Genomic DNA, 26,116 nt, shown 5'->3' on the forward strand with positions numbered 1-26,116 from the left:
TAATCATATTTTCAGGGTTATAGTATTCGGTCCATCCAAAATAAGCCTCGGCGGCAAGCCAAGGCTGACGTATCTCCGCATGCAACAAGCTGTCATTGCAAAGGCGATGACAGCAGGGACAATTCGGGGTGCATCTGGATCGCTTCTGTACAAAAATCGCAAGTCATTCGCACCGTTACGTCTCCATTGGTATGAACCTTAATATATTCATGGCGCTCCGCCTCAGTCAGAGTATGAAAGCCGAGTCTCGTCTCGTCGATCTCGCTCCCTTCGACGCGCCCGATTAACGTATGACAATGTTTGCAGACATAATTCACAGACATGTATATGCCCCCTATCGCGAGATTATACCGATTCAGTTACTCAGTATGTCCCGGATAGGGCCGGTTTAGCCGGGTTACCCGTTAAATTTGGCCATGGTCTGATCAAAAGAATGGGTCAGCGCGAATTCGACCGCATCGCAGGTTTTGTCAATGGCCTCCTCGAGCTTGTCGCGCTCGGCCTTGGCGAAGGGCGACAGGACGTAATCCACGATCTCGCGCCCTGGCTGCGGGCGGGAGATGCCCATGCGCACCCGGTTGAACGACTGGGTGCCCAAGTGCTGAATGAGCGACTTGATGCCGTTATGGCCGCCGGAGCTTCCTTGATACCGCAGACGGACCTTGCCCAGCTCGGTATCCATATCATCGTACAATACGATCAGGTCTGCCGGATCGGCCTTGTAATAATCCATATAGGCTCGTACCGCTTCGCCTGATAGATTCATATAGGTCATCGGCTTAATCAGCACGATTTTCTCCGTGCCGACGCGTCCCTCGCCAATCAGGGCTTTGCATTTGCTGTCGCGCACCTGAATCTGATGGCGCTCCGCCAGCCTGTCTATCGCCATGAAGCCGATATTGTGGCGCGTGGACGCGTACTGCGTGCCCGGGTTCCCGAGCCCTACAATCCATTTCAAGACGGCTCCTCCTTTATCAATGCCGATAAGGGTTACTTCTCTGACCGATGGTCAAAGACGTAACCCTTACTATTCAGACTACTTGTGATTATTTCCCCAAGTAACGTTGCGACATACGCGAACGCTGTTCTTATTCAATCTCGAACAGCTTGCTGATGGACAATTCTTCATGAACGCGAATAATGGCTTCACCCATTAACGGAGCAACCGACAGCACGTGCAATTTGCTGGAAGGATTCTCATGCTTGATTGGAATCGTATCTGTCACAATCACTTCTTTGAATGGCGAAGTCTCCAATCGTTCCATCGCTGGGCCGGACAGGACCGGGTGCGTGCAGCAAGCATACACTTCCTTGACGCCCGCCTTCACCAACGCGTTGGCGCCGAGCACGATCGTGCCCGCCGTATCGATGATGTCATCGATAATGATCGCGGTTTTGCCTTTGATATCGCCGATAATGTTCATGACCTCGCTCACGTTCGGCTCTGGACGGCGCTTATCGATAATCGCCAGCGGCGCGTTCAGGAAGTCGGCCAGCTTGCGCGCGCGTACGACGCCGCCATGATCCGGCGATACGACCACAATATTTTCCAACTGCTTGGAGCGGAAGTATTGGGCCAGGATCGGGACTCCCAGCAAATGGTCCACCGGGATATCGAAAAATCCTTGAATCTGTGTTGCGTGCAAATCCATCGTAATGACGCGATGTGCGCCTGCCGTCTCAATCAGATTGGCTACCAGCTTCGCTGTAATCGGATCGCGGGAACGGGCCTTGCGATCTTGTCTCGCGTAGCCATAGTAAGGAATGACGACGTTAATGCTCTTGGCGGACGCGCGCTTGAGCGCGTCGACCATGACAAGCAGCTCCATCAGACTATCGTTCACCGGATCGCATGTCGACTGGACGACATAGACGTCGCAGCCGCGAACGCTCTCGGAGAGCTTGATCTGAATCTCGCCGTCGCTGAAGCTCGTCGTCACGGCATCTCCCATAGGAATGCCGATGTACTCGGCGATTTGATGCGCCAATTTTGGATTGGAGTTGCAAGTGAATATTTTCAACTTGGAATCACAATACGTCATGATTTTGAATAACCCTCCGTGCCGGTTCTTGTTCATTGAAGTTCTACATTTCCGTTAATGGCAATGCGCGTTCAAGTCTATCAACTTAATGCTACCCTTTACGGGAGCTTAATGCAACTGTTATCATTAGGAGTTCCGTTCTTTTTTTGCCTTCGCGCGGGAGCGTATCTTGTCCGCGTACCCCGGCTTATTCATCTGCCGCTCACGGGCAATGGCGAGATCGCCGGCAGGGATATCATGCGTAATGGTTGATCCGGCGACGACATATGCTCCATCGCCCACCTTGACCGGAGCGATCAGGTTGACGTTGCTTCCAATGAACGCGTCGTCTCCGATTTCTGTAACGGACTTATTATGTCCGTCATAGTTGACGGTAATCGCGCCGCAACCAATATTGACATTCTTCCCTACCTTCGCATCCCCTATATAGCTTAAATGCGATACTTTGGCATGATCGTCCAGAGAAGCATTCTTAATCTCCACGAAATCGCCGACCTTCACCTGCTCTCCCAGCTTGGCGCCGGGACGCAAGTACGCAAATGGACCGATGCTGCTGCCGCTGCCGACGGCCGCCACCTGCAGGACCGATTGCTTGACGTGCACGCGATCGCCAATGATCGAATCGGTCACATCGCTGTTCGGGCCGATCACGCAATCTTCCCCGATGACCGTGCTGCCGCGCAGCGCCGTTCCTGGTTCGATGACGGTATCCGCCCCAATCCGGACGCCCGCTTCGATATACGTCTGCGCCGGATCGATAATCGTTACGCCATTCACCATATGGCGCTTGTTGATCCGTTCCCGCATCAGCCGTTCGGCCTCGGCGAGAGCGCAGCGATCGTTGACGCCAATGGACTCGGCTTCGTCCGCCGTACAATACGCTTGCACGATCTCTCCTTGCGATTTCAAAATACCGATGACGTCGGTCAAATAATATTCCTGCTGAGCATTATGGTTCGTAATCTGCTCCAATGCAGCGAACAGCTTCTCATTGTCGAAGCAATACGTGCCCGTATTAATCTCCCGGATGCGCTGTTCTTCCGGCGTGCAGTCCTTCTGCTCAACAATTTTCATGACCGAACCGTCTGTTCCGCGGACCACGCGGCCGTAACCGGCCGGCTGATCCAGTTCAGCCGTCAAAATCGTCGCCGACGCTTGTGCGCCCTCATGAAGCTCCATGAGCTGCGCCAGCGTCTCGGAAGTGACTAGCGGAGTGTCACCGCAAATGACGAGAGTCGTTCCCTTCTCCCCGTCCAGAAGCGCCTTGGCTTGCTTCACGGCATGTCCTGTGCCAAGCTGTTCGGCTTGAAGCGCGAACTCTGCCCGTTCGCCCAGATAGCTTTGAACCGCTTCGGCGCCATGCCCGACAATGACAACAGTGCGTTCGCAGCGTACCTGCTCCACCGTTTCGAGTACATGGCCCACCATCGGTTGGCCGCACACCGGATGAAGCACTTTATAGAGCTTAGACTTCATGCGTTTGCCTTGTCCGGCGGCAAGCACAATGGCTATTCTTTTCAAAGTGTCCAACCTCCTGCTCTCCCTTTGATTCCATAGAAGAATATATCTCATTATGAACAAAAAGAAAAGAGAGCCCCCTATGATTGGCTCTCTTTCTTTGCAACCCCATAATTACCCAGACGCTTACGCGCCTTCTTCAATAACTTCCTCTTCCGTTGCCGCACGCTCGTATTCAGCCAGTACCGCAGCTTGAATTTTCTCGCGTGTCGCAGATGAAATCGGATGCGCAATATCGCGGAATTCGCCGTCCGGCGTCCGTTTGCTTGGCATGGCAACGAACATGCCGTTGTTACCATCGATAACGCGAATGTCGTGTACGACAAACTCATTATCGATCGTAATGGAAGCGATTGCTTTCATTCTCCCCTCTGTGTTGACGCGGCGGAGTCTTACATCAGTAATTTGCACGTGTGTTCACCACCTTTTTCCATCAAGACTTGGTGTATAATTCCACACGCGCAACAAAAATCCTTCTTAATTTTGCCACAAAAAGCGCTTTTTTTTAAAATTTTTAACGCTCTTTAGCGGTTTCGACATGCTTCGATCTAAATCGTAGCAATCAGTTCGATTTCGACAAGCACATCTTTGGGTAGCCGCGCCACTTCCACGGTGGAGCGGGCCGGCTTATGCGATCCGAAATAAGCTTCGTAAATGGCGTTGATTTGAGCGAATTGATTCATATCCTTGAGGAACACGGTCGCCTTGAGCACCTTGTCCAAAGAAGTTCCTGCCTCCTCCAGCACGGCCTTCAGATTGCGGAATACTTGATGGGTCTGCTCCTCGATGCCGCCCTCCACAAGCTGGCCTTCCGCAGTCAGCGGGATTTGACCGGAGGTAAATACGAGATTGCCCCATCGCACCGCTTGGGAATAGGGACCTATCGCTGCAGGAGCCTCATTCGTCGCTACAGGAACTATTTTTTCAGACATGGCGTTTCCTCCTTTTCATACAGAACCTCTGACATGTTTACTTCATTCCATCGAAATAATTGCCTGGCTGAACAACAAGCTGGCGGCCGCCTGGGTCCTTCGTTCCGACCCGGACCAGGGATACATAATCGTGAAGTAGCCGTTCTTCCTTCGGCACGTCTTCGGATTCGACCAGGACGCCGACACCGGCCACCATCGCATTGAACTCATGCAGCAGCTCGATCATGCCGTGAACCGTTCCGCCCGCGCGCATGAAATCATCCACGATCAACACGCGCGAACGCTCCTTCAATGCCCTGCGGGCCAATGTCATCGTATGAATGCTCTTTTGCGAGCCGGATACATAATTAATGCTGACGGCCGATCCTTCCGTGACGACATGGTCCCGGCGCACCAGCACCACCGGCAGATTGAGATGCGCCGCCGTCGCGTAGGCGATAGGAATCCCCTTCGTCTCTACGGTCATGACGACGTCGATCTCGCGCCCTACGAACGCGGAAGCGAACATGCGTCCGATATCATTCATGAGCGCCGGTTGGCCGAGTATATCCGTAATGTAGAAATAACCGCCGGGCAGCACGCGATCAGGCTGCTCCATGACGGTGCATAATTCCTCGATGACCGGAAGAGCCTTCTCCGGACCGCACTTAGGCATGAACTTCACGCCTCCCGCCGCTCCGGCAAGGGTTAGCAGCTCCCCCGTTCCTTCCTCTTCGAACACTTCCTTGATAATCGCGAGATCTTCGCTGATGGACGATTTGGCCGCACCATAGCGTTCAGCGAAGGTCGTGAGTGGAATGAGCGTATGAGGCTTCGTCATCAAGTATTGCGTCATTTCAACCAAGCGGGCGCTGCGCTTCATTTTTTTCATCGTGACTCCTCACTCACAAAAACCGAATATTATAATGTAAATATTACATGAATGTACGTCCATTATCAACAATTTCTCAATATGTCAAGGCGGGGGGGGCCGCGCGCCGTGGCGAGAGCGCCCGCTCATGCAAGCGCAGGCCGCTCCGCGGCGTCAGTTCCCCTGCCGTGAACCGAGCAGGCGTACCGCATAGACTTCCTTGCAGAAGCCTCTCAGTCCGTTGTAAATTCTCGCTATCTTCGACTCCCTCGACACGAGGCCGAATACGGTTGGCCCGCTGCCGGACATCAGGACGCCGTCGGCGCCGAGCTTCACCATCGCGTCCTTCAGCTGCTGCACCTCGGGATACAGGGGCAGCGTCACGTCCTCCAGCACATTGCCGAGCGAGCGGCACACCCCATAGAAGTCATGCCCGTCGATGGCCTGTACCATAGCGGCCAATGAAGGATGTTCCTTAATTCTATCCGCGCGCAAGCGGCCGTAAATATCCGCGGTGGACACATTGATCGGCGGCTTGGCCAGAATAACCCAGCACTGCGGCGGATTGGCAATCGGCTGCAGCCGCTCTCCTCTCCCGCTCGCAATGGCCGTGCCTCCGGTGACGCAGAAGGGCACGTCCGAGCCGAGCTCCGCCCCGAGCGCTTGCAGCTCCTCATCCGGGATGCCGAGGCGCCACAGCCGGTTCAGCCCCCGCAGCGCCGCCGCCGCGTCGCTGCTGCCGCCCGCCAATCCGGCGGCGACGGGGATTTTTTTATCCAGGTGAATATATACGCCCTGCTTCACTTCATACCGTTCCTTAATCAGCTTCGCCGCCTGGAACGCCAGGTTCTTCTCATCCAGCGGAATGAAGCCCGCCTGGCTGGAGATGATAATAGTATCGCGCGGCAGTTCCTCCATCTCGAGACGATCCGCCAAATCGACCATGGTCATGACCATCTCTACTTCGTGATAACCGTCGCTGCGCTTTCTCAGCACATCCAGCAGCAAATTGATTTTGGCCGGCGCTTTCTCGTATACCTTCACTCACGTTCACCCTTCTTTATCCTACGGATCGCTTAGGTTATTATAACAGACTCTCATGGCCAAGTCATTCACGGCGGCCGGAGCCTGCGCCGCAACAAAAAAACGAGCAGGTGAAGTGCCGCCTGCTCGCTCGGAATGAAGAGGAAGGATCATGATTTCTTGGCTGCCGCTTGCTCGGCAAGTTGAATGGCACGCTTGACCATATCCCCGGCATCTTTGGTACGAATGGCACCCCACCCGTACTCCTGAACGGTGTCATAGAAGCCCAGATCTTTGGCCAGCTCCGCCTTCAACTCCTCGGACATGAAGCCGCCGCGTCTTCTCCGGCCCATCGCCATACCTCCTCGCAAGAACCCTTCCGGATTCATGGGTATTGTGCATTTCGCCGCATGCTCCCGCGCACGCGGTATGTCTATAATGTGGGTCGTTCGCCGGGCCGTTATTCGTGCCTCCGCGATCCGAAATATGGAATAACAAAAAGGCAGCCCCGAAGGACTGCCATCCAGTTCGCTTAGCCGCGAACATATTCAATCTTCATCTCGCCGTTCTCGGCGCATACGGTTACTTCGACCGTATCTGTTAATATATCTGCATAGCTGTAGGATACACGCTTAAATGCGTTCTGATCCTGGTCCAACTTGACAATAAATACAGAAGGGTAGGTCTCTTCTAACACGCCCGTGCGTTCGATTGTCTTACGACGGCCTCCATTCGCACGAAGCATAATCTTCTGCCCTACATGAGCTTCAAGACAGCGTCGAATTTCAAACAGCGCGTTTCTCGCCATTTCAGCCACCACCTCTTTCCTTGTCCATTATAAACAATTCCAGAGGTTTTGTCAAATTAACAAATAATTATAACAACAAGTTTAAATTAATGTCAATGTGTTTTTTTGCCCAAATGGTATAACATATGATGAAAATTCGTTTTTTATTCAAATAACGGACGGTGTAACTTTTAAAGTCGATAAATCTTTCCATTTCGGCATGCCGATCCGGTAGCTTCCTCTCGTCTCAATGCCGCCGACTCCATCGATTCCCGACATCGTATGAGGCGAAATTTCCGCGATCTTCACCGTGTTCTTGACCGGGGTGTAGGAGGCCCTGACCGCCACATAGACCGGATCAAGCGCGTGAATCATAATCCGCCCCGGAGAGCTGGCGAAGTTGGCCCCGGCCTGAAGAAGGGCTTCGAAATGGGATTGGCATGCCCCCGCCACAATCGTCATCAGATCGAGATGGCGTTCGAACTGCCTGGCAATGTGAACGGCATTGACGAAGTTCTGGGAGTTTTTGTAGCTTTGCAAATTGTACAGATCACGCTGCTTCAACTGCTTGAGCACGCCGTCATGGCCTGTCAGCACCACGATGTCGGGCTGGACCACCGGCAGCAGCCGGTACAGCGCGTCTGCCATATTTGCCTCCGACACATAATGACCCTCCGCAGGGACCCGCAGCTGCCGATAGATCGCCAAGCTTTTCTGCAAATAATTCGGATCTCCGTCCAAGTGTAACACCTTGCCGGGCATTTCGAAATAAGCCGATGAATGGACCGGATCAGCCATTGAAATTTCGGCCTGCTGACGTTCCGTCTCTCTCCTGTTCTTCTCCTCTAACGCTTCCACCGACTGCAGCATCTTGATGTGGGCCTGCTGTGTGCGGCGCTTGACGGTCGACTCAGGCACTCTCACCAGATCATGAATCGGCGAGTCGGCGATCAGGCGGTAATCCGTGCCTTTGAGGATTGCCTTGTCTAGATGGACCGTCTCCACACGGAACGTAATATCGCCGCCATAAGACTTGCGTACGACCAAATCTCCTTGCTTCATAGGATCGATCACCTCTCTTTGACCATCCTATGGGCAGATGCATCATTTGGTGCTCATTGTTTTGGCGATGCGGCATCTTTCCCGTTCTTGAACCGATCATGAAGCACATTGCTGAACCGGGCAAATTCTTGCAGCGACAGCGTCTCTCCCCGGCGGTTCGGATCAATATCCGCCTCCGCGAACGCCTGGCTCAGCAGCTCCGTTCCCCATGCCGTGCCGTATTTGGCCTTCATATTGTTCCACAAGGTCTTCCTCCGCTGGGCGAACGCCCCCTGGATGACCTCGAACAGGAGCGCTTCGTCCTTCGCCTCCACCGGCGGCTGCTCGCGAATGCGCAGCTTAATGACGGCCGACTCCACATTCGGCTGCGGAATAAATACGGAGGGAGGCACGGTGCATACCAACTGCGGCTCGCTGAAGTATTGGACCGCCGCGCTCAAGCTGCCGTAATCCTTCGTTCCGGGTTGGGCCGCCATCCGTTCGGCCACTTCCTTCTGAATCATGACGACGATGTTTTTGAGCGGCAGCCGTTCCTCCAGCAGCTTCATCAAAATCGGGGTCGTGACGTAGTAAGGGAGATTGGCTACGACACTGACCTTGTCCATGGCGTCGAACTGTTCCCGGAACAGCTCGCCCAGATCGACCTTCAGCACGTCTCCGTGAACAACACGCACATTCGGATAGGGCTCGAGCACCTCGCCCAGAATCGGAATCAGGCGCTGATCGATCTCCACGGCCGCCACTTGACCCGCCTGCTGCGCCAACTGCTCCGTCAAGGCTCCGATCCCCGGCCCGATCTCCAACGCGCCTGTCGCGCTGTCCAGCTCCGCTGCGTCGACGATGCGCCGCATAATATTCATATCGACCAAAAAATTTTGCCCGAGGCTTTTCTTAAAAGCAAATCCGTGCTTGCGCACAATCTCCTTCGTCCTCGATGGCGTTGCGATATCAATCGAAGGCTTGTTCATTCTGTCGTTCTCCTTCCGTACCCGTTACGATATGTGCAGAAGCCTCCTGCTTGTCCAATCTGGCCAGCGCGGCCTCGAACTCCGCGCGGCCTATCTGGAACATGCGGCATCGCTTAAGCAGCTGCTTCGCATTGCAATATCCGATGCCGAGAATCTCCCCCAGCCGGTTCCGGCGTTCCGCCGCTCCCGTCTGGATCGTCAGGCCCGCTTCCACCAAATCCGCCCAGACGAGCTCCGCAGGGGCAGAGGGCATCTCGGTCCTGACGTGGGCCAGCGCCGCGCGAATCGCCTCCGGCGAGGCGTTCTCCACGCCAAGGTCTCCCTTGGCTATCGCTTCCTGCCGCGGCAGGAAGGCGTGCTTGCAGCCAGGCACCCGCTCCGCGAGCTTTTTGCGAATCCGTTCCCCGGCATGATCCGGATCGGTAAATATGATGACTCCCCGCCGTTCCTGCGCCAAGGCGATGCGCCGTATCGTCATCTCGCTGACGGCCGAACCCCCCGTCTCGATCGTGTCGGCTTCCACGGCCCGCTGAATGGCTACGGTATCATCTTTTCCTTCCACCACAATCACTTCTCGAATCACAACTGCTGCTCCTCTCCGTTCCCGCTGCCGCCTCTATGTAAAAACACAAAAGAAGAGGGAATTCCCTCTTCTTAGAATGACATAAAACGTTGTATCTTACTATATGTTTATAACGCCGCCCTAATTCAATTCGGGCTTCACCGGACCGATAACATATACCGTGTATCCGTGCTTGCGGCCGAATTTGCGGACGGTGCTGCTGCTGTCGAAGTAGACATCAATGATGTTGCCCTTGACTGCCCCGCCGGTATCTTCCGCGCGGCGGAATCCGATACCTTCAATGTACACCCACCAGCCGAGCGGTATGACATCCGGATCGACGGCGATGGTGCGGCCTTCGGACACGATGGCCCCGGATGCGGTCTTCGCTCCTGCAGAGCCCTCCTGTTCGGTATAGGCGGTCAATTCCACGTTTTTAAGCACTTTTTTATAGTTGAAATCAAGGCTTCCGTCAGACAGGTTCCCCCCGCTGGCGGACAGTACGGCGACTTCCGGCTCTTTTTTGGTGCCGTAAGCAACGATTTGGTTCACTTGCTTCGTTTCCACCTTTTTATCCACCATTTTGGAGTACACGAGCTTGCCGTCCTCGTACACCTTCTCGATCTTTTGGATAACCAGGCCTTCCTGGCCTTTTTGGACCGTCTTCGTCTTGCCCTTCGCCAAGCTCGGATCGGCTTTCTTTACCGTCCGGAACGGAACCTTTACTTTTCGCTCCTCGACATTTTTGCGGACGTCGATAATCCGGATATCCATATTTTCCGTTACGGCGGTCTCTTTTTCAGGGATGACCTTATCCTCCGGCTTGACGGGTATATTCAATGCGATCAAGGCTTCGTCGACTGATTTCTTCGTCGTGTAATGCGTCGCTTTCTTGCCGGCCATCAGAATATTGACCGGCTTGGCGCGTTCGATGATGACCCGATCACCATCGGCGATTTCCGAATCCAACGGCTTCGACACCACATCATGGGCCCCAACGGCTATCGCGTGCTCATCCAAAACATCGCGCAGCATCGATTCCCGGGTGACCAAAGCTTCTTCCCGTCCATCCACATAGACGGACAGGGTCTTCTTGGACGCGCTGTACTGAAATAATACGGCTATCAAGGTAATTACAACCGCCATAACGATGATGACAGAGACGATACGAACATTTTCATGCTTCCATCGCATTGCGAGCGACATGCTGGATGATCGGGGTTCATGGGTTTCGTCTTGAACGAGCTGTCCCACTTCTCGGTCCTCCTTACATAGTCCCGCCGTCGAGTGTTACGCATGATTTCTGGCTGACGCGACTATTTGAAGAATGTTTACGAAGCAACCTTGCGGTTCCTCCGCACCAACACCAGTAACGGTTGTTCCTCACCTCCTGTTTCTTACACCTATGACGTCTTTCTTTTCTTTATTCAAAAAAAGAAGATTTCAAGAAAAACAAAAGAAGCCTGGTGCAAGAGGCGACTCTTTCATGGCTTCTCAATGAAACCCAAACGTCATCAGTCAAGGACGCACGAGGACCCCTCTCTCCGTACGCTGACGAGGTTAGCTGTCGGGTTCGGGCTGCGAGAGTCGCCCTGTCGCTGCGAACCGGCTCATGGCTCGGCTGCACCGAATTCACCCCAAGGAATCAATCCACGCGTACAGCCAGGCAATCGATGCGCGGCCAACACGCCATTTGGTTCCCCCGCTCTCCACTCAAGGAGATTAAGCGATACTGGTTGGTTGGAACAATATTCAAGTTTTCGTTTCGAACATCTGTGAGAAATCATATCGTGTTTGTAATCACCTTGTAAAGACAGTATCAATTCCGTTTTAAGCGAAAAAGGGTTAAAAAAAGTTACAATTTCGCATTTTCACAATGTAATCCACTTATTTGGTGGCCTACATCTTTATTTCATCGGTTTTTCATCGATTTTCAACGTATGTCAAAACATGTCAAAGCATTTTCGGTCGTCATTCTGCAAATTTCTTCAAATTCCATTCCTTTCAATTCAGCCGCCGCTTCGGCAACGAGACGAACATAAGCAGACTCATTCCGCTTTCCTCGAAATGGATGCGGCGTTAAATATGGGGAGTCCGTCTCGACGAGCAAGCGGTCATTCGGGATGCGGACGAGCACTTCCTTCGGCTGCTTGGCGTTCTTGAACGTAATCGGTCCGCCAAATGAGATATAAAATCCCATGTCAAGGCATATTTTAGCCGTTTCCCAGCTTCCGGAGAAAGAGTGCATGATGCCGCCCACCTCGCTGGCCTTCTCTTCGCGCAAAATCCGGACGACATCCTCATGAGCCTCGCGGTTATGAATAATAATCGGCAGCTTCAGCTCCCGCGCCAGCCCGATCTGTTGCCGGAACACGCGCTGCTGCACATCCTTGGGAGACGTGTCCCAATGGTAGTCCAGCCCGATCTCCCCGATGGCAACTACCTTACCATGCTGTGTCAGATCGGCAATCCACTGCATATCCTCGGTCTTCATCGTGATGGCATCGGTTGGGTGCCAGCCCACGGCGGCGTATATAAAATCGTATTTCTCCGCCAAGGCCATCGTCGTCGGGATCGTCTCCCGGTTGAACCCGACATTCACCATTCTCGTGACTCCCTGCTCGAAGGCGCGGGCGATAATCTCTTCCCGGTCGGCGTCAAAAGCTTCATTATCTAAATGGGTATGCGTATCAAATAGCATCGAAGTCACTCCTTCTTGATGATGGTATGCTTGTCTTCCCGAATGAACGTCCGGCTTGGTCCCGTTCTGGATCGCTTCCCGCCCTCCTATGATGAAGAGAAGACGGCTTGTTATCCGATCTCGCCGGACAGGAACAACTGCCGCACATCGGCGGGCAGCGCATGCTGAGCGGCTTCCAGCTTGTCCTTCGGAAAGTAAATATAATGCTTCCCTCTCCGGATGCCGCTAATCGAGCGGACGATATCCGATTTCTTCGACAGCTCCATGACGCGGCCATACGGATCGAGCAGCAAAATATGCTGCTGCGTCGGCTCATCGCCTACCCGGTACACATCGTACGGATTGTCTGAAGGCGAATCGAACATCAAGTCGTACTCCGGGTCGAGTCCCGCTTCCGTCCAGACTTGGGACAGGCGGCGCACCGTCGCTTTATCCAGTTGATCCGTTTCAATATATTTGTATAGTTTACGCTCCATGAACCGCTCGCACAAGTCGGCCAACCGCTCATCCTTCTCCAGGCGCCATTGCGTGAACGTCGTCTGCACCAGAGCTTCATCCAGCTTCAAATAATCCGAGGTTCCGATCGTCCCCTCGAACAGCGAGGTAAGCGGCGGCAAAAAGAACCGAAACGCAAAGCCTTCCCGGTACAGCTCCGCCGCGCGTTTGAAAATATGCCGCAGCAGCATCTCGGAGCTGCGGGTCACCGGATGGAAGTAGACCTGCCAGTACATCTCATACCGGGAGAGCAAGTAATGCTCCACCGCATGCATGCCGCTCTCCTTCACGACGATGCGATCCTTATGCGGGCGCAGAAGCCTTAATATCCGATCGAGATCGAAGGTGCCGTAATTGACGCCGGTGAAATAGGCATCCCGCAGCAAATAATCCATCCGATCGGCATCGAGCGGTCCGGATACAAGATTGACGACAATCGGGGATGCGTATGATTTGCGAATGACGGACGCGACCTTCTCCGGGAATCCGGGATCGATCCTGGCCAGTACGCGGTGGATTTCAGTATCTTCCAATATAATACGGCAAGTCCAGTCCTCGTGGAACATGCCGAACGCCTCTTCTATCGAGTGGGAGAATGGCCCGTGCCCCACATCATGCAGGAGGGCGGCGCACAGAGCGAGCAGCCCTTCTTCTTCGGGCCAATCCGCATACCGGTTCCGTTCGAATTGAGAAATGATCCGGCGCGTAATCTCATATACGCCGAGCGAATGGGAGAAGCGGCTGTGCTCGGCCCCATGGAACGTGAAATAGGAAGTCCCCAACTGGCGGATACGACGTAGCCGTTGAAATTCGCTCGTATTGATTAGATCCCAGATTGTCCGATCCTGGACATGCACATAATTATGAACCGGATCCTTGAACACTTTTTCTTCTTGCAGCATCATGTTTCCCTCCTTGGTTTCATGTGACGGATGCAGCGCTGAGAGCGCTTCGGCATAGCAATCGACTATAAAATGACATCCGTTCCATTTCGACATCGTTTTCACATTTGGCCGAGTTGTCGAAATTGGGCGGAGACGCAGTACCCGATCGCAAATGGATAACATATAATACCACTAAAGCGTAATAACGGGAATAGATACGTTAAAATCAGTTAAAAATCAGATAAAAAATTAATAAAAACCATAAATTAGCATAAAAATTATCCATTTTATAGGTTGACTAATATGGGAATGGTTGGTACGATAATAAACAGTCAATCAGAAAATTGTCGAATCATGACACATTATGTAATTAAGAGGAGAGCGTTGAATATGATGAAGTCCACTGGTATCGTTCGCAAAGTTGATGAACTGGGTCGTGTCGTTATTCCAATCGAGCTTCGCCGCACCTTGGGCATTGGTGAAAAAGATGCGCTGGAGATTTATGTGGATGGAGAGCGCATCATGCTCAAAAAATACGAGCCTGCCTGCATCTTCTGCGGCAATGCAGAGAACGTTACATACTTCAAAGGAAAAATTGTTTGCCACGAATGTATATCAGAAATCCCTCAACCTGTGACAAAATAAAAAAAATAGGTTATAATAGCACTAATCAACTTGTTAATTCTAACCTTTTTCATATCTTCCTTGGTGCCTTCATGGTTTAGAACCCGACCATGAAGGTCTTTTTTTGCCTTGGAGAGGAGGTGAACACGCATTTGAAATGGCAGGGAACCATGCCTTATGGCCCCGGCTTCCGGAACCTCCGGCCCGGCTCATGCGAATGAGCCGGAATCACCAATTATTCTTCTTCCCGCTTCTCCTGCAGCAGCGCTTCATAGATATCCCGCTTCGAGACGCCTCTGTCCTTGGCCGCCTGCTTCATGGCCTCTTTGCGCGCGATCCCCCGCTCCTCATAATGCGCCACATGCTCCTGCTCGCTCAGCTCGCTCCACCAGACGGCGTCCGCCCCGGCCCCCGCCGCGCTTGCGCCGCCTTCCACAACGATGCAATACTCCCCAAGCGGAGGCTTCTCCTTGAGAAAAGCCAGACAATCGCCAATCGTTCCGCGCACGAAATGTTCGTATCGCTTCGTCATCTCGCGCGCCAACGCGACGCGCCGCCCGGGACCGAATGCTTCGGCCATCCGTTCCAGCGTCTTCTCCACCCGATGCGGCGATTCATAAAACAGCAAAGTGCCTGCTTCGGCCGCCAAGGAGGCCAGAATGTCGGCAGCACGCTTTTTCTCCCGGGGCAAGAACCCGACGAAGGTGAACCGGTCCGTCGGCAGCCCGGAAGCGATAAGCGCGGACAACGCCGCATTCGGGCCGGGGATCGGGATGACCGGCAGCCCCGCTTCGATCGCCATCGCCGCCAGATCGGCGCCCGGGTCGGATATGGCCGGAAGCCCGGCGTCGCTCACAAGGGCGATACGCTTCCCTTCCTGCATTAACCGAATCAGCTCCGGACCGCTGGCCTGCTTATTATGCTCATGATAGCTGTATAACGTCTTGCCTTGAATCTCGAAGTGGCTGAGCAGCTTCCGCGTCTCGCGCGTATCCTCTGCCGCGATGATATCCGCTTCCCGGAGCATCCGCACGGCCCGGTACGTCATATCCTCCAGATTGCCAATCGGAGTGCCCACGAGATATAGGCGTCCGCCTTCGTCCTTCCCCTCATAGCTGAATTGCTCATTGATCTCCATATGACCCATCCTTCAACTGCGGCGACTTGCCGTAATAGATATCCATTAGTTCCTGGCAATACGTATTTCTTTCATTATAAACGATTAACGGCGGGAGAATACGCACATCCGGCTTGCCGTCGCGCACCGCTTCGATCAGCACCATATTCGCTTCCGCCCCGATGCGCGGATGCACGAGGCGGATGCGCTTCGGCTCGACCCGGTACGCCCGCATCAAGGCGATGATATCGCCCAGCCGGGAGGCGCGATGCACCATCGCCAGCTTGCCGCCCGTTCGCAGCCAGCGGGCCGACCGCGCCATCACATCCTCCAGCGTGCATGCCAGCTCATGGCGGGCGAGCGCCTGATGCGCGCTCAGCTTCGGCTCTCCGGCCTGCACCGGCATGTATGGCGGATTCACCGTAATCAGCTCATAGAACGGGCGGTCCGCATCCGGTTCGAACTCCTTCAGATCCCCTTCGTGAATCCGGATGCGCTCCTCCAGCCCGTTCAGGGCAACGCTGCGGCGAGCCATGTCCGCCAAGCGCGGCTGGATCTCCAGCCCTTCGATCGCGGCTCTGGTCCGTGTCGACAGCAGCAGTGGAATGACCCCGTTGCCGGTGCACAGATCCATAATCCGGCCCTTGGCCGGCACCGTGGCGAAGCGTGCCAGCAGAACGGCATCCATCGAGAAGCTGAACACCTCCGGACTCTGAATGATGCGAAGCTCATGAGTCAGCAGATCATCAAGCCGTTCCGAAGGCTGCAGGATGCCGCTCTCCTTACCGTGTTCCTTCATTCTATATCGGTAACTCCTTCCTGTTTCTTGTGATTTTGGCCTATCCGATGCAGCCTGGAGTATGAAGAAAAGCCGTAGGCAGGAATTCGATTCCCCATCACCTACGGCTCTCGTTATTTATTTAGGAAGGAGAGACAGAACAAGCAGTCGCCTTCCGTTCGTAAATGCCCATAATAGACGTTGCAAATATGAAAGCCTTCATGATACAGCCGCGCTAAGTTGTCGTATCCTTCGCCCACCACATTCTCCTGCTCTTCCCCTTCGGCGTTCCGGGCATCCGCTGCGGGTGCCGATGCTCCTTCCGCTTCAATAGGGGATTCCGGCTGCTGATCCTGATGCTCCTGATGGAGCAATTGGCGCAGCCGCTGGTTCTCCATGCGAAGGCGTTGATTCTCTTCCAGCAGCTCCTTGACGACGTATTTCAGCGCACCCAGCTCTTGATGAAGGTCTCCCATATGCGTTTCCATATCATGAATTTGCGCAAAAATGTCTTTCTTCTCCAAGTTCCCACCCCAGAGCGTGAAAAGTACGCTTCATTATTTCACTACGACGTCGTCAAAAGGAAACTCCTTCACTTTGTTGATATCCGCCAATTGAACGTGAACCTTCCGTTCACCGGCATTCAGGCCGACGACCTTGCCTTCGCCGATCGACGTGACTACCCATTTCCCTACCGCCGGAAGCTCTTCCTTGACGCTCTCATAATTATCATGCTCGTATTTCAAGCAGCACATGAGCCGGCCGCACAGACCGGAAATTTTGGTAGGATTCAACGATAAATTCTGATCTTTGGCCATCTTGATCGAGACCGGCTCGAAATCGCCGAGCCAGGACGAACAGCATAGGACGCGTCCGCACGGGCCGATGCCGCCGAGCATCTTCGCTTCATCCCGCACCCCAATCTGCCGCAGCTCGATCCGGGTCCGGAAGACGCTCGCCAGGTCTTTGACCAGCTCGCGGAAATCGACGCGTCCTTCGGCCGTGAAATAAAAAATAATTTTGTTCCGATCAAATGTATATTCGACATCAACCAGCTTCATCTTCAACTGATGAGCCCGTATCTTGTCCATGCAAGTCGTAAAGGCATCCTTCGCCGCCTGCCGGTTCGAATCCACCAGCGTAGCGTCGGCCTCGTTCGCAATGCGGATGACCTTCTTCAAGGGAAGTACGACATCATTCTCTCCGACCGTCTTCGGGCCGATGACGACCTTGCCGTATTCGATTCCCCGCGCCGTCTCGACGATAACGTGCTCATCCCGCTGAACCGGCCATTCCACCGGATCGAAGTAATATATTTTGCCCGCTCGCTTAAAGCGGACGCCGACCACGTTATACAATCATGTACCTCCTTGCACTCCAACCAGAAACTGTTCAAATGCAAGCTGCGGACTGACATTGGCGCGTACCCGCTTCTGCGCTTCTGCTGCCGCGGCCATGCATCGGATCCATCCCTGCGCCGATTTCGACCAGGCTATTCTGCCTATTGCATCCAGCTGATCGCAAAAGACGAGGTTCTCCTGTCGGTTGAATTGATAATTCAGCATATCACGAAACCAGAGGTGGAACAGACGGAACAACATGTCCGTATGTTCTCCAAGCTCGGTCTTGAACACCTTCTGTTGTGCCATAAGAAGTGCGGATGACAACCGTGTCCCACACTCCTTTCCTAATTGTAACATTACGTTTCTCAGTTCTGCAAACCAATTCTGCTGGCACAGTTCCCTGCCTTCCCCTATTCCGTTGACGAGATGAACGGCCGCCCGGGCCAGCAAGACAGAGCAGCCCTCCTCAACCAATGCATGGTAGATAATCTGGGGATCCGGCGGGGTAAAAGGCACCCATTGCGAGCGCGATTGAATCGTGGGCAGCATGGCTTGTCCATTGTCCGTAATCAAGATCGCGACGATCGGGCTCATCGGTTCTTCCAAAAATTTGAGCAGGCTGTTGGCCGCCTGCACGGTCATCGTCTCCGCCTGCTCCATAATATACACTTTCCGGCCTTCCGCCTGGGTGCGGTATGAAAACTCCCGCTGTAGCTCCCGCACCTGATCGATTTTAATGCTCTGGCCTTCGGGTGAAATCACATGCACATCCGGGTGATTGCCATGCTCGATCTTGCGGCATGACAAGCATTCGCCGCAGGCGTCATCCATTGCGTTCTCGCAGAACAGCGCCTTCGTGAAGGTGAGCGCCGTCTGCAGCCGCCCCGTTCCCTTCGGCCCGCTGAACAAATAGGCATGCGAGACTTTACCCGAACGCAGACCGTTCTGCAATAGGGTCTTCGCCCGTTCCTGTCCGATTATTTGTTGAAACGACATCGCTTGTAAGTCCTTCCATTCCTGAACGCTGTCAAAAGCTCAAATTGATCAGCATGCCGCGGATCTCTCCGACCTTTTGCAGCAATTCGATTTTGCCTTGTTCCGTCTCCAGCAGTTCCTCCGCCAGAGCAATCAACGCCGCATCGATCTCCTCGACCAGCTTGTAGCGTTTATTGCGGCCTCGGCGATCCCATCCGCGCGAGTCGCGCAGCGTGATGCCCCGGCGGACCGTATCTTCCAGGAACCGCTTCACCATATTCCGGTACTGCCGGAGTTCTCTGACGGTCATCGACTTCGCCAGCCGTTCTCCTTGACGATAAATATCCTGCAGGCGCTGCTGCAATTCATCTCTGCTCCCTTGGCCGTCCTGCTGCTGCATTATATCCGCAAATGATTTCTGCTGAATGGGCTTCGCTACCGTATCCCCTATGCGCATATCTTGGCCGAGGGGCCGGAACCCTGGATTAATTTTCACTTGTTATCCACCTGCATTCTATCATGCTCTAAATTGAGTGTTCAAAGCGGACTTTGTAAATTATTGCTTAAAATTGTTCGAACCGATCAACAGGCATTACAAATACAGTCGCACCGCCAACCTGCACTTCCACCGGAAGCGGCATATAGGAATCCGTCGTTCCGCTGAGCGGGGTAACCGGCGTTACTAATTGGTCGCGCACCTTGCAATTGTTACGGATGACGTTCAGAACCGTGCTGACTTGATCATCATTGACACCGATCATAAAGGTCGTATTGCCTGCCCGCAGAAATCCTCCCGTACTGGCCAGCTTGGTGGCGCGGAAATTCGCTTTCACCAACGCGCTGGACAACCGGTTGCTGTCTTTGTCCTGAACAATGGCCACAATCATCTTCATGCCTATCATCCTCCTTTGATTGGTTGAACTCATTTTACCCTAGAATTAAGAATATGGTTATTTATTTACACATGCGGGGCCCGAAATCCTGCGTTCGCCCGGATAAAATGTCGAATATTTGCTTCTGAAGCACTTCTTCCGTCTGCGAAGCGTCCACGCGCACGATTCGGTCGGGGTATTGGCGGGCAAGCCATTCATAGCCCTCCCGGACCGCCTGGTGGAATGCCAGCCGCTCCGTATCCAGCCGGTTCACTTCGCGGGAGCGGTTCAATCGGATGCGCTCCAGTCCCGCTACCGGATCAATATCGAGCCAGAGCGTAATATCCGGCATCGTATGATGCACGGCGAAGCGGTTGATGTCCCATACCTCTTCCATTCCTATACCCCGTGCATAGCCTTGGTAAGCAAGACTACTGTCGACGAACCGGTCGCACAGCACGATGGCTCCCCGCTGGAGCGCGGGCTCCACCCGCTCCACCAGATGCTGACGGCGGGCCGCCGCATAGAGCAGCGCCTCCGTTCGCGGATCCATGCCGACATGCGCCGGATCGAGAATGACGCTGCGAATCTGTTCGGAGATCGCGATGCCGCCCGGCTCTCGCGTTACGACGACGTCAAGCCCGCGCTCCTCCAGATGCTGCGCCAGCTTGCGCATGGCCGTCGTCTTCCCGGCTCCTTCCCCTCCTTCCATCGTAATGAACCAGCCTGGCCAATCGCTTCTATTCATACTGCTCATCCTGCGTCTCCTCTTCCGTGCCGTTAATCTCGTTCGCCATAATTAATATCGTCCGGAGCGTCGGATCCCCGGCTCCGTGGCATTTCGCCCCGGCTTCCGCCAGCCGCTCAAGCTGCCGGACCACCGCCTCAGTCACGCGCTCGCCGCGGTAGAGCAGCGGTATCCCTGGCGGATAGGGGGTTACTGTCTCGGCCGCAATCGCGCCGCCCGCTTCGCTAACCGGGATCCGCACGCTCTTCGCCCGTGCCGCATCGTACAGCGAGAACGGCACGGGCTCCGAGACGATGACCCCGGCAGCATTCTCGACCATGTCATTCGCCCGCACCGTAGTATATGTAGGCGCATCGCCAATGGTCACCGCCACTGCCTCCAGAGCTTGGGCCAGCCGTTCCACATCGCCCATCGACGTGCTCAGGCTGAGCGCGGCCACCACGTACCGGGGGTCGGCCATCTCGGCCACGCAGCCATGGGCGGACAGCATGTCCAGCAGCTCGTAGCCGCTGAGCCGGTCATGCCGATCCCGAAGGACAATTTTATAAGGATCTTGATAATGATACGCCGCAGCGCTGTCCGATTCCGGCACCAGCTCGAATGCCGGCATCGCCTGGATACGTTCGCGCAGCCAGCGTGCCGCCTCCAGCCCGGGCTCCAAGGCGGCTGCTCCATGCCGCTCCAGCCAGTAGCGGCTCAAATCGAGAGAAGCCATCAATGGATACGAAGGGCTGGAGCTCTGCAGCATCGTTAACGCCTGCTTCAGCCTGTCCCGATCGAGACGGGGTCCCTGCACATGCAGCATGGCGCTCATCGTCATCCCGCCCAGCATCTTGTGCGTCGACTGGACGACTCCGTCCGCTCCCATCGAGAGGGAGGAAGGCGGAACGGAAGGATGAAATCCAAAATGTGCCCCATGCGCCTCGTCCACGAGCAAAGGAATGCCGTGATCATGGGCAACGCGGGCCATCTCCCTTATATCGGCACCCATCCCATAATAATTAGGGTTCGTGATCATGACGGCCTTGGCGTGCGGATAGCGGTTCAGCGCCTCGCGAACCGTCTCCACCTCCGGCACGGCTGTCAGTCCGGTCGCCGAATCGGTCCGCGGCGTCAGGAACACCGCCGTCGCCCCCGCCAGCATCAGTCCATGCAAAATCGATTTATGGATATTACGCTGCACGATGATAAGCTCGCCCGCCCGGGTGCAGCTGCTCAGGAGAAGCGCCATATTGCCCACCGTGCTTCCGCCTATCAGAAAATGCGTCTCTTCGGCCCCGAAGCAGCGTGCCGCCAGACGCTGGGCTTCCGCGATCGGGCCGGTCGGGTGATGCAGATCATCCGTCCCCTCGACCTCGGTCGTATCCATGGCGAGTAGCGAGGCCATGCTGCGCAGCAGTTCCCTGCCCGGGTGCGGCCACTCGTCCGCCATTCGGCGGTACAGCTCGCCATCCTTATGACCCGGAACATGGAAGGAGGCTGAACGCCGCTCCATATAGTCAAGCATCGCGCCAACCAATGGCGCCTGCTGATGAATGTGATGTGAAAAGGATTTATCTCCGTTATAGACCATGAAGTCTGCCCCTTCTAGAGGTTGCTCAAAAAGTCCGCTTTTGATCGCTTCCGGTTCCGGCAACCTTCTCGGTACTGAAAACCGGCCTTTTTGAACTCATTCCTTGTTCTTATTCCTTCATTGTATCGCAAATCGGGCAGCGCTTCATCATTCCTGCGTGGAAACGACAAAAAAGAGCCCAAAAAGGTTCAGGCTCCTTTGTCTGCTTCCTTAAACATTCATGTGCACCCACAACCGTTTTAACCGATGAATGAAAAAAGGATATTTTCGGTCCTGCACGTCGGTCTTTACCATTTCCTGTTCGCAGGAGGTGCAAATGAATTGATTGACAACCACGATGCCGTCTTCTGATGCTTCACCGCAAATGATGCAGTGGGGCTCCTGATGTTCCATGGCCATCCCACCTTCTATAATTTTATCGTTAGTATGCCCCGAATTCTATAAAGTTATACCAGTTTCATAGTTCATTTCACATATTTTTATATACGTATGAGGAAGGGCTGCATTTGGTGTATGTACGGTCTGTACCTCTTTTGCGGCTTCAATTCTGTGCCCGATCTGCCCTCCCTTCTACATTTTCATAGATCAAATTCCGATATATATCGTATTCCTCAATTCGTGACGCAACCAAAAGGAGGAGCTTCCTTGAGCAGTAGTGAGCGCACCTTTTACAATTATCAGCTCCTAAAGCGGATTCGGTTCAATCGAGTATTTATGTACATGTACCTGCTGTTCGGCGCGGCCGCGCTGGCGGCCTCGATTGGAATGAACGGTCTCTGGGGAGTGGCCTATATCGGCGCTTCGTGGATCGTCATCGTCTGGATTCATTATGTAATCGCGCGTTCTATCTTCGTGATGGATCGGTATACCTTCAAAAAGCGTTGGATATGGAGACTCCATCTCCCTTGGATCGGCTTCCTGCCACAGGATCAACAATTCATCAGTCTCCGTTACTGGAGAAAAATACTATGGCATACGACGCTCATCTCTTTGCTTGTCCTGCTGATGCTTATTCCCTGGTTGCCGCTCGGCCTGAGCCTGCAGTTGTTGTTCTGGCATCTGTGGATGATAGCGCCGCGCCTGTACGCCACCTTCACTGCCCATTCGGCAAGCAAGGATGGACTTATCAAGCTGCCGGCCGGAGAGATGTCCGTCTATAAGGCATAATATACGAAAAACACCCTTAACGGGTGTTTTTTTCTTTCTGCGGGATGCCGGTACCTATTGAACTGCATAATTTCTCTCTAGTTACGCCTATTCGGGAAACGAAATCCTGCGCCAATGCAGCATTTCGATATGCACGGCTTTACCCAAAGGGGAATCCTGTAAAAGTACAGGACTTTCTCCCGTTTCGCTTGTATAAAGAGAATACTGCAAATGTGCAGCAATTTCACTCGTTTCGCTTGTCAAAAAGGGATTCCTGCAAAAATGCAGGAATTTCCCTCATTTTACTTTGGTTGGGTGCAAAAGGGAACAAAATGATGTAGATTTGCAGGAATTCCTCCGTTTGTCGGCTCAGGCGGCGCAAAATGCTGTAGATTTGCAGCAATTCCCTTGCATGCTTCACCACAGGAGGCCACAACCCCAGAGGCTACATCCCAGGAAACAACGGCGCCTCCTTGATTCGATGACGCCTCTGGATGGGATAGACCTCCAGAATCTGATGATGCCTCTAGATGCGAAGATGTCTCCTAGATAACGATTCCCCTCCAGGTTGCACTGCCTTGTCCGGTTCCCCGCGTTCCCTTAATATATAGAAAAAAACCACCGACAGAAGTCAGTGGTCTTTGTCTGCTTGGCAGCGTCCTACTCTCCCAGGACCCTGCGGTCCAAGTACCATCGGCGCTGGAGGGCTTAACGGTCGTGTTCGGGATGGGTACGCGTGGAACCCCTCCGCTATCGCCACCAAACAGATAAGGTTTGTACCTTAAAAACTGAATGCGAAAGTAAAAATCATCAAATCATCTTAGTTAGGATAAGCCCTCGACCGATTAGTATTGGTCAGCTCCATGCATTGCTGCACTTCCACCTCCAACCTATCTACCTCGTCGTCTTCAAGGGGTCTTACCAATGCGGGAAATCTCATCTTGAGGGGGGCTTCACGCTTAGATGCTTTCAGCGCTTATCCCTTCCGTACTTGGCTACCCAGCTATGCCTCTGGCGAGACAACTGGTACACCAGCGGTACGTCCATCCCGGTCCTCTCGTACTAAGGACAGCTCCTCTCAAATTTCCTACGCCCGCGACAGATAGGGACCGAACTGTCTCACGACGTTCTGAACCCAGCTCGCGTACCGCTTTAATGGGCGAACAGCCCAACCCTTGGGACCTACTTCAGCCCCAGGATGCGATGAGCCGACATCGAGGTGCCAAACCTCCCCGTCGATGTGGACTCTTGGGGGAGATAAGCCTGTTATCCCCAGGGTAGCTTTTATCCGTTGAGCGATGGCCCTTCCATGCGGTACCACCGGATCACTAAGCCCGACTTTCGTCCCTGCTCGACTTGTAGGTCTCGCAGTCAAGCTCCCTTCTGCCTTTGCACTCTTCGAATGATTTCCAACCATTCTGAGGGAACCTTGGGGCGCCTCCGTTACTCTTTAGGAGGCGACCGCCCCAGTCAAACTGCCCGCCTGACACTGTCCCCGAACCGGCTTCACGGTCCCAGGTTAGAACTCCGATACGATCAGGGTGGTATCCCAACGGCGCCTCCACCGAAGCTGGCGCTCCGGCTTCCCAGGCTCCCACCTATCCTGTACAGACCGTACCAAAGTCCAATATCAAGCTGCAGTAAAGCTCCATGGGGTCTTTCCGTCTTGTCGCGGGTAACCTGCATCTTCACAGGTATTAAAATTTCACCGGATCTCTCGTTGAGACAGCGCCCAAGTCGTTACGCCATTCGTGCGGGTCAGAATTTACCTGACAAGGAATTTCGCTACCTTAGGACCGTTATAGTTACGGCCGCCGTTTACTGGGGCTTCGGTTCATAGCTTCGCCTTACGGCTAACCACTCCCCTTAACCTTCCAGCACCGGGCAGGCGTCAGCCCGTATACTTCGCCTTACGGCTTCGCACAGACCTGTGTTTTTGCTAAACAGTCGCTCGGTCCTATTCACTGCGGCCCCCTCGGGCTATTCACCCTACCGGGGCACCCCTTCTCCCAAAGTTACGGGGTCATTTTGCCGAGTTCCTTAACGAGAGTTCTTCCGCGCGCCTTAGAATTCTCTTCTCGCCTACCTGTGTCGGTTTGCGGTACGGGCACCTTCACCTGGCTAGAGGCTTTTCTTGGCAGCATGAAATCAAGACCTTCGGTACTGTCATTTTCCCTCCCCGTCACAGCCCAGCCTTACGGTCAGCGGATTTGCCTACTGACCGGCCTCACTGCTTGGACGAGCATCCATCAGCTCGCGTCCCTATCCTTCTGCGTCCCCCCATTGCTCATAACGGCTACGGTGGTACAGGAATTTCAACCTGTTGTCCTTCGACTACGCCTTTCGGCCTCGCCTTAGGTCCCGACTTACCCTGGGCGGACGAGCCTTCCCCAGGAACCCTTAGGCTTTCGGCGGACTGGATTCTCACCAGTCTTTTCGTTACTCATACCGGCATTCTCACTTGTGTACAGTCCAGCAGTCCTTCCGGTCTGCCTTCAACCCGGTACACAACGCTCCCCTACCACTACCTTACGGTAATCCATAGCTTCGGCGGTACGTTTAGCCCCGTTACATTTTCGGCGCAGAGTCACTCGACCAGTGAGCTATTACGCACTCTTTAAATGATGGCTGCTTCTAAGCCAACATCCTGGTTGTCTGGGCAACTCCACATCCTTTCCCACTTAACGTACACTTAGGGGCCTTAGCTGATGGTCTGGGCTGTTTCCCTCTTGACAACGGACCTTAGCACCCATTGTCTGACTCCCGGATAATAAGTCCATGGCATTCGGAGTTTGACTGAGCTTGGTAACCCTTGGCGGGCCCCGCACCCAATCAGTGCTCTACCTCCACGACTCTTCCTCCGAGGCTAGCCCTAAAGCTATTTCGGGGAGAACCAGCTATCTCCGAGTTCGATTGGAATTTCTCCGCTACCCCCACCTCATCCCCGAATTTTTCAACATTCGTGGGTTCGGGCCTCCAGTGCGTGTTACCGCACCTTCACCCTGGACAGGGGTAGATCACACGGTTTCGGGTCTACGCCTACGTACTCATTCGCCCTATTCAGACTCGCTTTCGCTGCGGCTGCGGCTTTTCACCTTAACCTTGCACGTAAACGT

At 54.1% G+C, this 26,116-nt stretch carries 28 protein-coding genes, 2 rRNA genes and 1 riboswitch (1 of these 31 only partly in view); of the genes, 2 read left to right on the top strand and 28 right to left on the bottom strand.

The genetic code is table 11. The features are described from left to right. Positions 1-92: 92 nt before the first annotated feature. From OCY70_RS24325 to OCY70_RS24400, 16 genes are all read right to left on the bottom strand, one after another. Positions 93-323, bottom strand: coding sequence for an anti-sigma-F factor Fin (locus OCY70_RS24325; protein WP_197259768.1), 231 nt, complete (start codon positions 321-323; stop codon positions 93-95). Between the two features lie 74 nt (positions 324-397). After that, positions 398-958, bottom strand: coding sequence for an aminoacyl-tRNA hydrolase (gene pth, locus OCY70_RS24330; protein ID WP_213427220.1), 561 nt, complete (start codon positions 956-958; stop codon positions 398-400). A gap of 130 nt (positions 959-1,088) precedes the next feature. After that, positions 1,089-2,042 (bottom strand): ribose-phosphate diphosphokinase, encoded by a 954-nt coding sequence (locus OCY70_RS24335; protein WP_213427221.1) that lies wholly within the window; start codon positions 2,040-2,042, stop codon positions 1,089-1,091. 126 nt (positions 2,043-2,168) lie between these two features. Then, positions 2,169-3,563: a bifunctional UDP-N-acetylglucosamine diphosphorylase/glucosamine-1-phosphate N-acetyltransferase GlmU gene (gene glmU, locus OCY70_RS24340; protein ID WP_315973937.1), complete on the bottom strand. Its 1,395-nt coding sequence runs from the start codon at positions 3,561-3,563 to the stop codon at positions 2,169-2,171. Between the two features lie 123 nt (positions 3,564-3,686). After that, on the bottom strand, positions 3,687-3,971 hold the full coding sequence (gene spoVG, locus OCY70_RS24345; RefSeq protein WP_005545528.1) for a septation regulator SpoVG: 285 nt from the start codon (positions 3,969-3,971) through the stop codon (positions 3,687-3,689). A 137-nt stretch (positions 3,972-4,108) separates the two neighbouring features. After that, a complete protein-coding gene (locus OCY70_RS24350; protein WP_213427222.1) occupies positions 4,109-4,492 on the bottom strand; it encodes a RidA family protein in 384 nt (127 codons plus the stop codon). A 37-nt stretch (positions 4,493-4,529) separates the two neighbouring features. Then, positions 4,530-5,363, bottom strand: coding sequence for a pur operon repressor (gene purR, locus OCY70_RS24355; RefSeq protein ID WP_213427223.1), 834 nt, complete (start codon positions 5,361-5,363; stop codon positions 4,530-4,532). 153 nt (positions 5,364-5,516) lie between these two features. Beyond that, entirely contained in the window at positions 5,517-6,386 is an 870-nt protein-coding gene (gene ispE, locus OCY70_RS24360; RefSeq protein WP_213427224.1) for a 4-(cytidine 5'-diphospho)-2-C-methyl-D-erythritol kinase, read from the bottom strand. Positions 6,387-6,535: 149 nt separating this feature from the next. Then, positions 6,536-6,718, bottom strand: coding sequence for a small, acid-soluble spore protein, alpha/beta type (locus OCY70_RS24365; RefSeq protein ID WP_213427225.1), 183 nt, complete (start codon positions 6,716-6,718; stop codon positions 6,536-6,538). A gap of 179 nt (positions 6,719-6,897) precedes the next feature. Continuing rightward, positions 6,898-7,173 carry a biofilm formation stimulator Veg gene (gene veg / locus OCY70_RS24370; protein WP_006678203.1) on the bottom strand — a complete coding sequence of 92 codons (276 nt, stop codon included), beginning with the start codon at positions 7,171-7,173 and terminating at the stop codon, positions 6,898-6,900. Positions 7,174-7,320: 147 nt separating this feature from the next. Then, positions 7,321-8,214, bottom strand: a complete 894-nt coding sequence (gene yabG, locus OCY70_RS24375; RefSeq protein ID WP_213427226.1) for a sporulation peptidase YabG — start codon at positions 8,212-8,214, stop codon at positions 7,321-7,323. 53 nt (positions 8,215-8,267) lie between these two features. Continuing rightward, positions 8,268-9,182, bottom strand: coding sequence for a 16S rRNA (adenine(1518)-N(6)/adenine(1519)-N(6))-dimethyltransferase RsmA (rsmA, locus tag OCY70_RS24380; protein WP_213427227.1), 915 nt, complete (start codon positions 9,180-9,182; stop codon positions 8,268-8,270). Further along, the gene (gene rnmV, locus OCY70_RS24385) at positions 9,163-9,765 is read right to left on the bottom strand and encodes a ribonuclease M5 (protein WP_213427228.1); all 603 of its coding nucleotides are present in this window, start codon (positions 9,763-9,765) and stop codon (positions 9,163-9,165) included. The genes rsmA and rnmV overlap by 20 nt, the downstream gene beginning before the upstream one ends. A gap of 120 nt (positions 9,766-9,885) precedes the next feature. Next, the gene (locus OCY70_RS24390; RefSeq protein ID WP_213427229.1) at positions 9,886-10,998 is read right to left on the bottom strand and encodes a 3D domain-containing protein; all 1,113 of its coding nucleotides are present in this window, start codon (positions 10,996-10,998) and stop codon (positions 9,886-9,888) included. 279 nt (positions 10,999-11,277) lie between these two features. Further along, positions 11,278-11,483, bottom strand: a riboswitch (cyclic di-AMP (ydaO/yuaA leader). A gap of 194 nt (positions 11,484-11,677) precedes the next feature. Then, positions 11,678-12,445 carry a TatD family hydrolase gene (locus OCY70_RS24395; RefSeq protein WP_213427230.1) on the bottom strand — a complete coding sequence of 256 codons (768 nt, stop codon included), beginning with the start codon at positions 12,443-12,445 and terminating at the stop codon, positions 11,678-11,680. 110 nt (positions 12,446-12,555) lie between these two features. Next, positions 12,556-13,842, bottom strand: a complete 1,287-nt coding sequence (locus OCY70_RS24400; protein ID WP_213427248.1) for an HD domain-containing protein — start codon at positions 13,840-13,842, stop codon at positions 12,556-12,558. 372 nt (positions 13,843-14,214) lie between these two features. Here OCY70_RS24400 and OCY70_RS24405 point away from each other — a divergent pair, with 372 nt between their 5' ends. Next, on the top strand, positions 14,215-14,469 hold the full coding sequence (locus tag OCY70_RS24405) for an AbrB/MazE/SpoVT family DNA-binding domain-containing protein (protein ID WP_005545514.1): 255 nt from the start codon (positions 14,215-14,217) through the stop codon (positions 14,467-14,469). A gap of 214 nt (positions 14,470-14,683) precedes the next feature. Here OCY70_RS24405 and rsmI read toward each other — a convergent pair whose 3' ends face one another. From rsmI to OCY70_RS24455, 10 genes are all read right to left on the bottom strand, one after another. Further along, a complete protein-coding gene (rsmI, locus tag OCY70_RS24410) occupies positions 14,684-15,586 on the bottom strand; it encodes a 16S rRNA (cytidine(1402)-2'-O)-methyltransferase (RefSeq protein ID WP_213427231.1) in 903 nt (300 codons plus the stop codon). After that, entirely contained in the window at positions 15,573-16,364 is a 792-nt protein-coding gene (locus tag OCY70_RS24415) for a tRNA1(Val) (adenine(37)-N6)-methyltransferase (RefSeq protein WP_213427232.1), read from the bottom strand. Before OCY70_RS24415 ends, rsmI begins: the two co-directional genes overlap by 14 nt. 113 nt (positions 16,365-16,477) lie before the next feature. Beyond that, positions 16,478-16,867: a DNA replication initiation control protein YabA gene (yabA, locus tag OCY70_RS24420; protein WP_213427233.1), complete on the bottom strand. Its 390-nt coding sequence runs from the start codon at positions 16,865-16,867 to the stop codon at positions 16,478-16,480. A 33-nt stretch (positions 16,868-16,900) separates the two neighbouring features. Beyond that, positions 16,901-17,701: a PSP1 domain-containing protein gene (locus OCY70_RS24425; protein WP_213427234.1), complete on the bottom strand. Its 801-nt coding sequence runs from the start codon at positions 17,699-17,701 to the stop codon at positions 16,901-16,903. Next, positions 17,702-18,682 (bottom strand): DNA polymerase III subunit delta', encoded by a 981-nt coding sequence (gene holB / locus OCY70_RS24430; protein ID WP_213427235.1) that lies wholly within the window; start codon positions 18,680-18,682, stop codon positions 17,702-17,704. 31 nt (positions 18,683-18,713) lie between these two features. Then, positions 18,714-19,157, bottom strand: coding sequence for a YaaR family protein (locus tag OCY70_RS24435; protein WP_213427236.1), 444 nt, complete (start codon positions 19,155-19,157; stop codon positions 18,714-18,716). A 67-nt stretch (positions 19,158-19,224) separates the two neighbouring features. Continuing rightward, positions 19,225-19,554, bottom strand: a complete 330-nt coding sequence (locus OCY70_RS24440) for a cyclic-di-AMP receptor (protein ID WP_006678190.1) — start codon at positions 19,552-19,554, stop codon at positions 19,225-19,227. Between the two features lie 61 nt (positions 19,555-19,615). Then, positions 19,616-20,281 (bottom strand): dTMP kinase, encoded by a 666-nt coding sequence (gene tmk / locus OCY70_RS24445; protein WP_261945066.1) that lies wholly within the window; start codon positions 20,279-20,281, stop codon positions 19,616-19,618. Further along, positions 20,274-21,854, bottom strand: coding sequence for an aminotransferase class I/II-fold pyridoxal phosphate-dependent enzyme (locus tag OCY70_RS24450; RefSeq protein ID WP_213427237.1), 1,581 nt, complete (start codon positions 21,852-21,854; stop codon positions 20,274-20,276). The genes tmk and OCY70_RS24450 overlap by 8 nt, the downstream gene beginning before the upstream one ends. 210 nt (positions 21,855-22,064) lie before the next feature. Beyond that, positions 22,065-22,247 carry a sigma factor G inhibitor Gin gene (locus OCY70_RS24455; RefSeq protein ID WP_213431490.1) on the bottom strand — a complete coding sequence of 61 codons (183 nt, stop codon included), beginning with the start codon at positions 22,245-22,247 and terminating at the stop codon, positions 22,065-22,067. A gap of 252 nt (positions 22,248-22,499) precedes the next feature. Here OCY70_RS24455 and OCY70_RS24460 point away from each other — a divergent pair, with 252 nt between their 5' ends. Beyond that, a complete protein-coding gene (locus OCY70_RS24460) occupies positions 22,500-23,021 on the top strand; it encodes a hypothetical protein (protein WP_213431491.1) in 522 nt (173 codons plus the stop codon). Positions 23,022-23,647: 626 nt separating this feature from the next. Here OCY70_RS24460 and rrf read toward each other — a convergent pair. Further along, positions 23,648-23,764 (bottom strand): 5S ribosomal RNA (gene rrf / locus OCY70_RS24465). Positions 23,765-23,825: 61 nt separating this feature from the next. Further along, positions 23,826-26,116: ribosomal RNA gene (locus OCY70_RS24470) — 23S ribosomal RNA — on the bottom strand (it continues 635 nt past the right edge of the window).

It is taken from the genome of Paenibacillus melissococcoides, assembly GCA_944800085.1.
GTDB lineage: Bacteria > Bacillota > Bacilli > Paenibacillales > Paenibacillaceae > Paenibacillus_B > Paenibacillus_B melissococcoides.

Coding starts and splice junctions, on each gene's coding strand:
- OCY70_RS24325 (WP_197259768.1), bottom strand. CDS start 323: ATGTCTGTGAATTATGTCTGCAAACATTGTCATACGTTAATCGGGCGC.
- OCY70_RS24335 (WP_213427221.1), bottom strand. CDS start 2,042: ATGACGTATTGTGATTCCAAGTTGAAAATATTCACTTGCAACTCCAAT.
- OCY70_RS24350 (WP_213427222.1), bottom strand. CDS start 4,492: ATGTCTGAAAAAATAGTTCCTGTAGCGACGAATGAGGCTCCTGCAGCG.
- purR (WP_213427223.1), bottom strand. CDS start 5,363: ATGAAAAAAATGAAGCGCAGCGCCCGCTTGGTTGAAATGACGCAATAC.
- OCY70_RS24365 (WP_213427225.1), bottom strand. CDS start 6,718: ATGGGCCGGAGAAGACGCGGCGGCTTCATGTCCGAGGAGTTGAAGGCG.
- veg (WP_006678203.1), bottom strand. CDS start 7,173: ATGGCGAGAAACGCGCTGTTTGAAATTCGACGCTGTCTTGAAGCTCAT.
- yabG (WP_213427226.1), bottom strand. CDS start 8,214: ATGAAGCAAGGAGATTTGGTCGTACGCAAGTCTTATGGCGGCGATATT.
- rsmA (WP_213427227.1), bottom strand. CDS start 9,182: ATGAACAAGCCTTCGATTGATATCGCAACGCCATCGAGGACGAAGGAG.
- OCY70_RS24395 (WP_213427230.1), bottom strand. CDS start 12,445: ATGCTATTTGATACGCATACCCATTTAGATAATGAAGCTTTTGACGCC.
- OCY70_RS24400 (WP_213427248.1), bottom strand. CDS start 13,842: ATGCTGCAAGAAGAAAAAGTGTTCAAGGATCCGGTTCATAATTATGTG.
- OCY70_RS24405 (WP_005545514.1), top strand. CDS start 14,215: ATGATGAAGTCCACTGGTATCGTTCGCAAAGTTGATGAACTGGGTCGT.
- rsmI (WP_213427231.1), bottom strand. CDS start 15,586: ATGGAGATCAATGAGCAATTCAGCTATGAGGGGAAGGACGAAGGCGGA.
- OCY70_RS24415 (WP_213427232.1), bottom strand. CDS start 16,364: ATGAAGGAACACGGTAAGGAGAGCGGCATCCTGCAGCCTTCGGAACGG.
- holB (WP_213427235.1), bottom strand. CDS start 18,682: ATGTCGTTTCAACAAATAATCGGACAGGAACGGGCGAAGACCCTATTG.
- OCY70_RS24440 (WP_006678190.1), bottom strand. CDS start 19,554: ATGAAGATGATTGTGGCCATTGTTCAGGACAAAGACAGCAACCGGTTG.
- tmk (WP_261945066.1), bottom strand. CDS start 20,281: ATGAATAGAAGCGATTGGCCAGGCTGGTTCATTACGATGGAAGGAGGG.
- OCY70_RS24450 (WP_213427237.1), bottom strand. CDS start 21,854: ATGGTCTATAACGGAGATAAATCCTTTTCACATCACATTCATCAGCAG.
- OCY70_RS24455 (WP_213431490.1), bottom strand. CDS start 22,247: ATGGAACATCAGGAGCCCCACTGCATCATTTGCGGTGAAGCATCAGAA.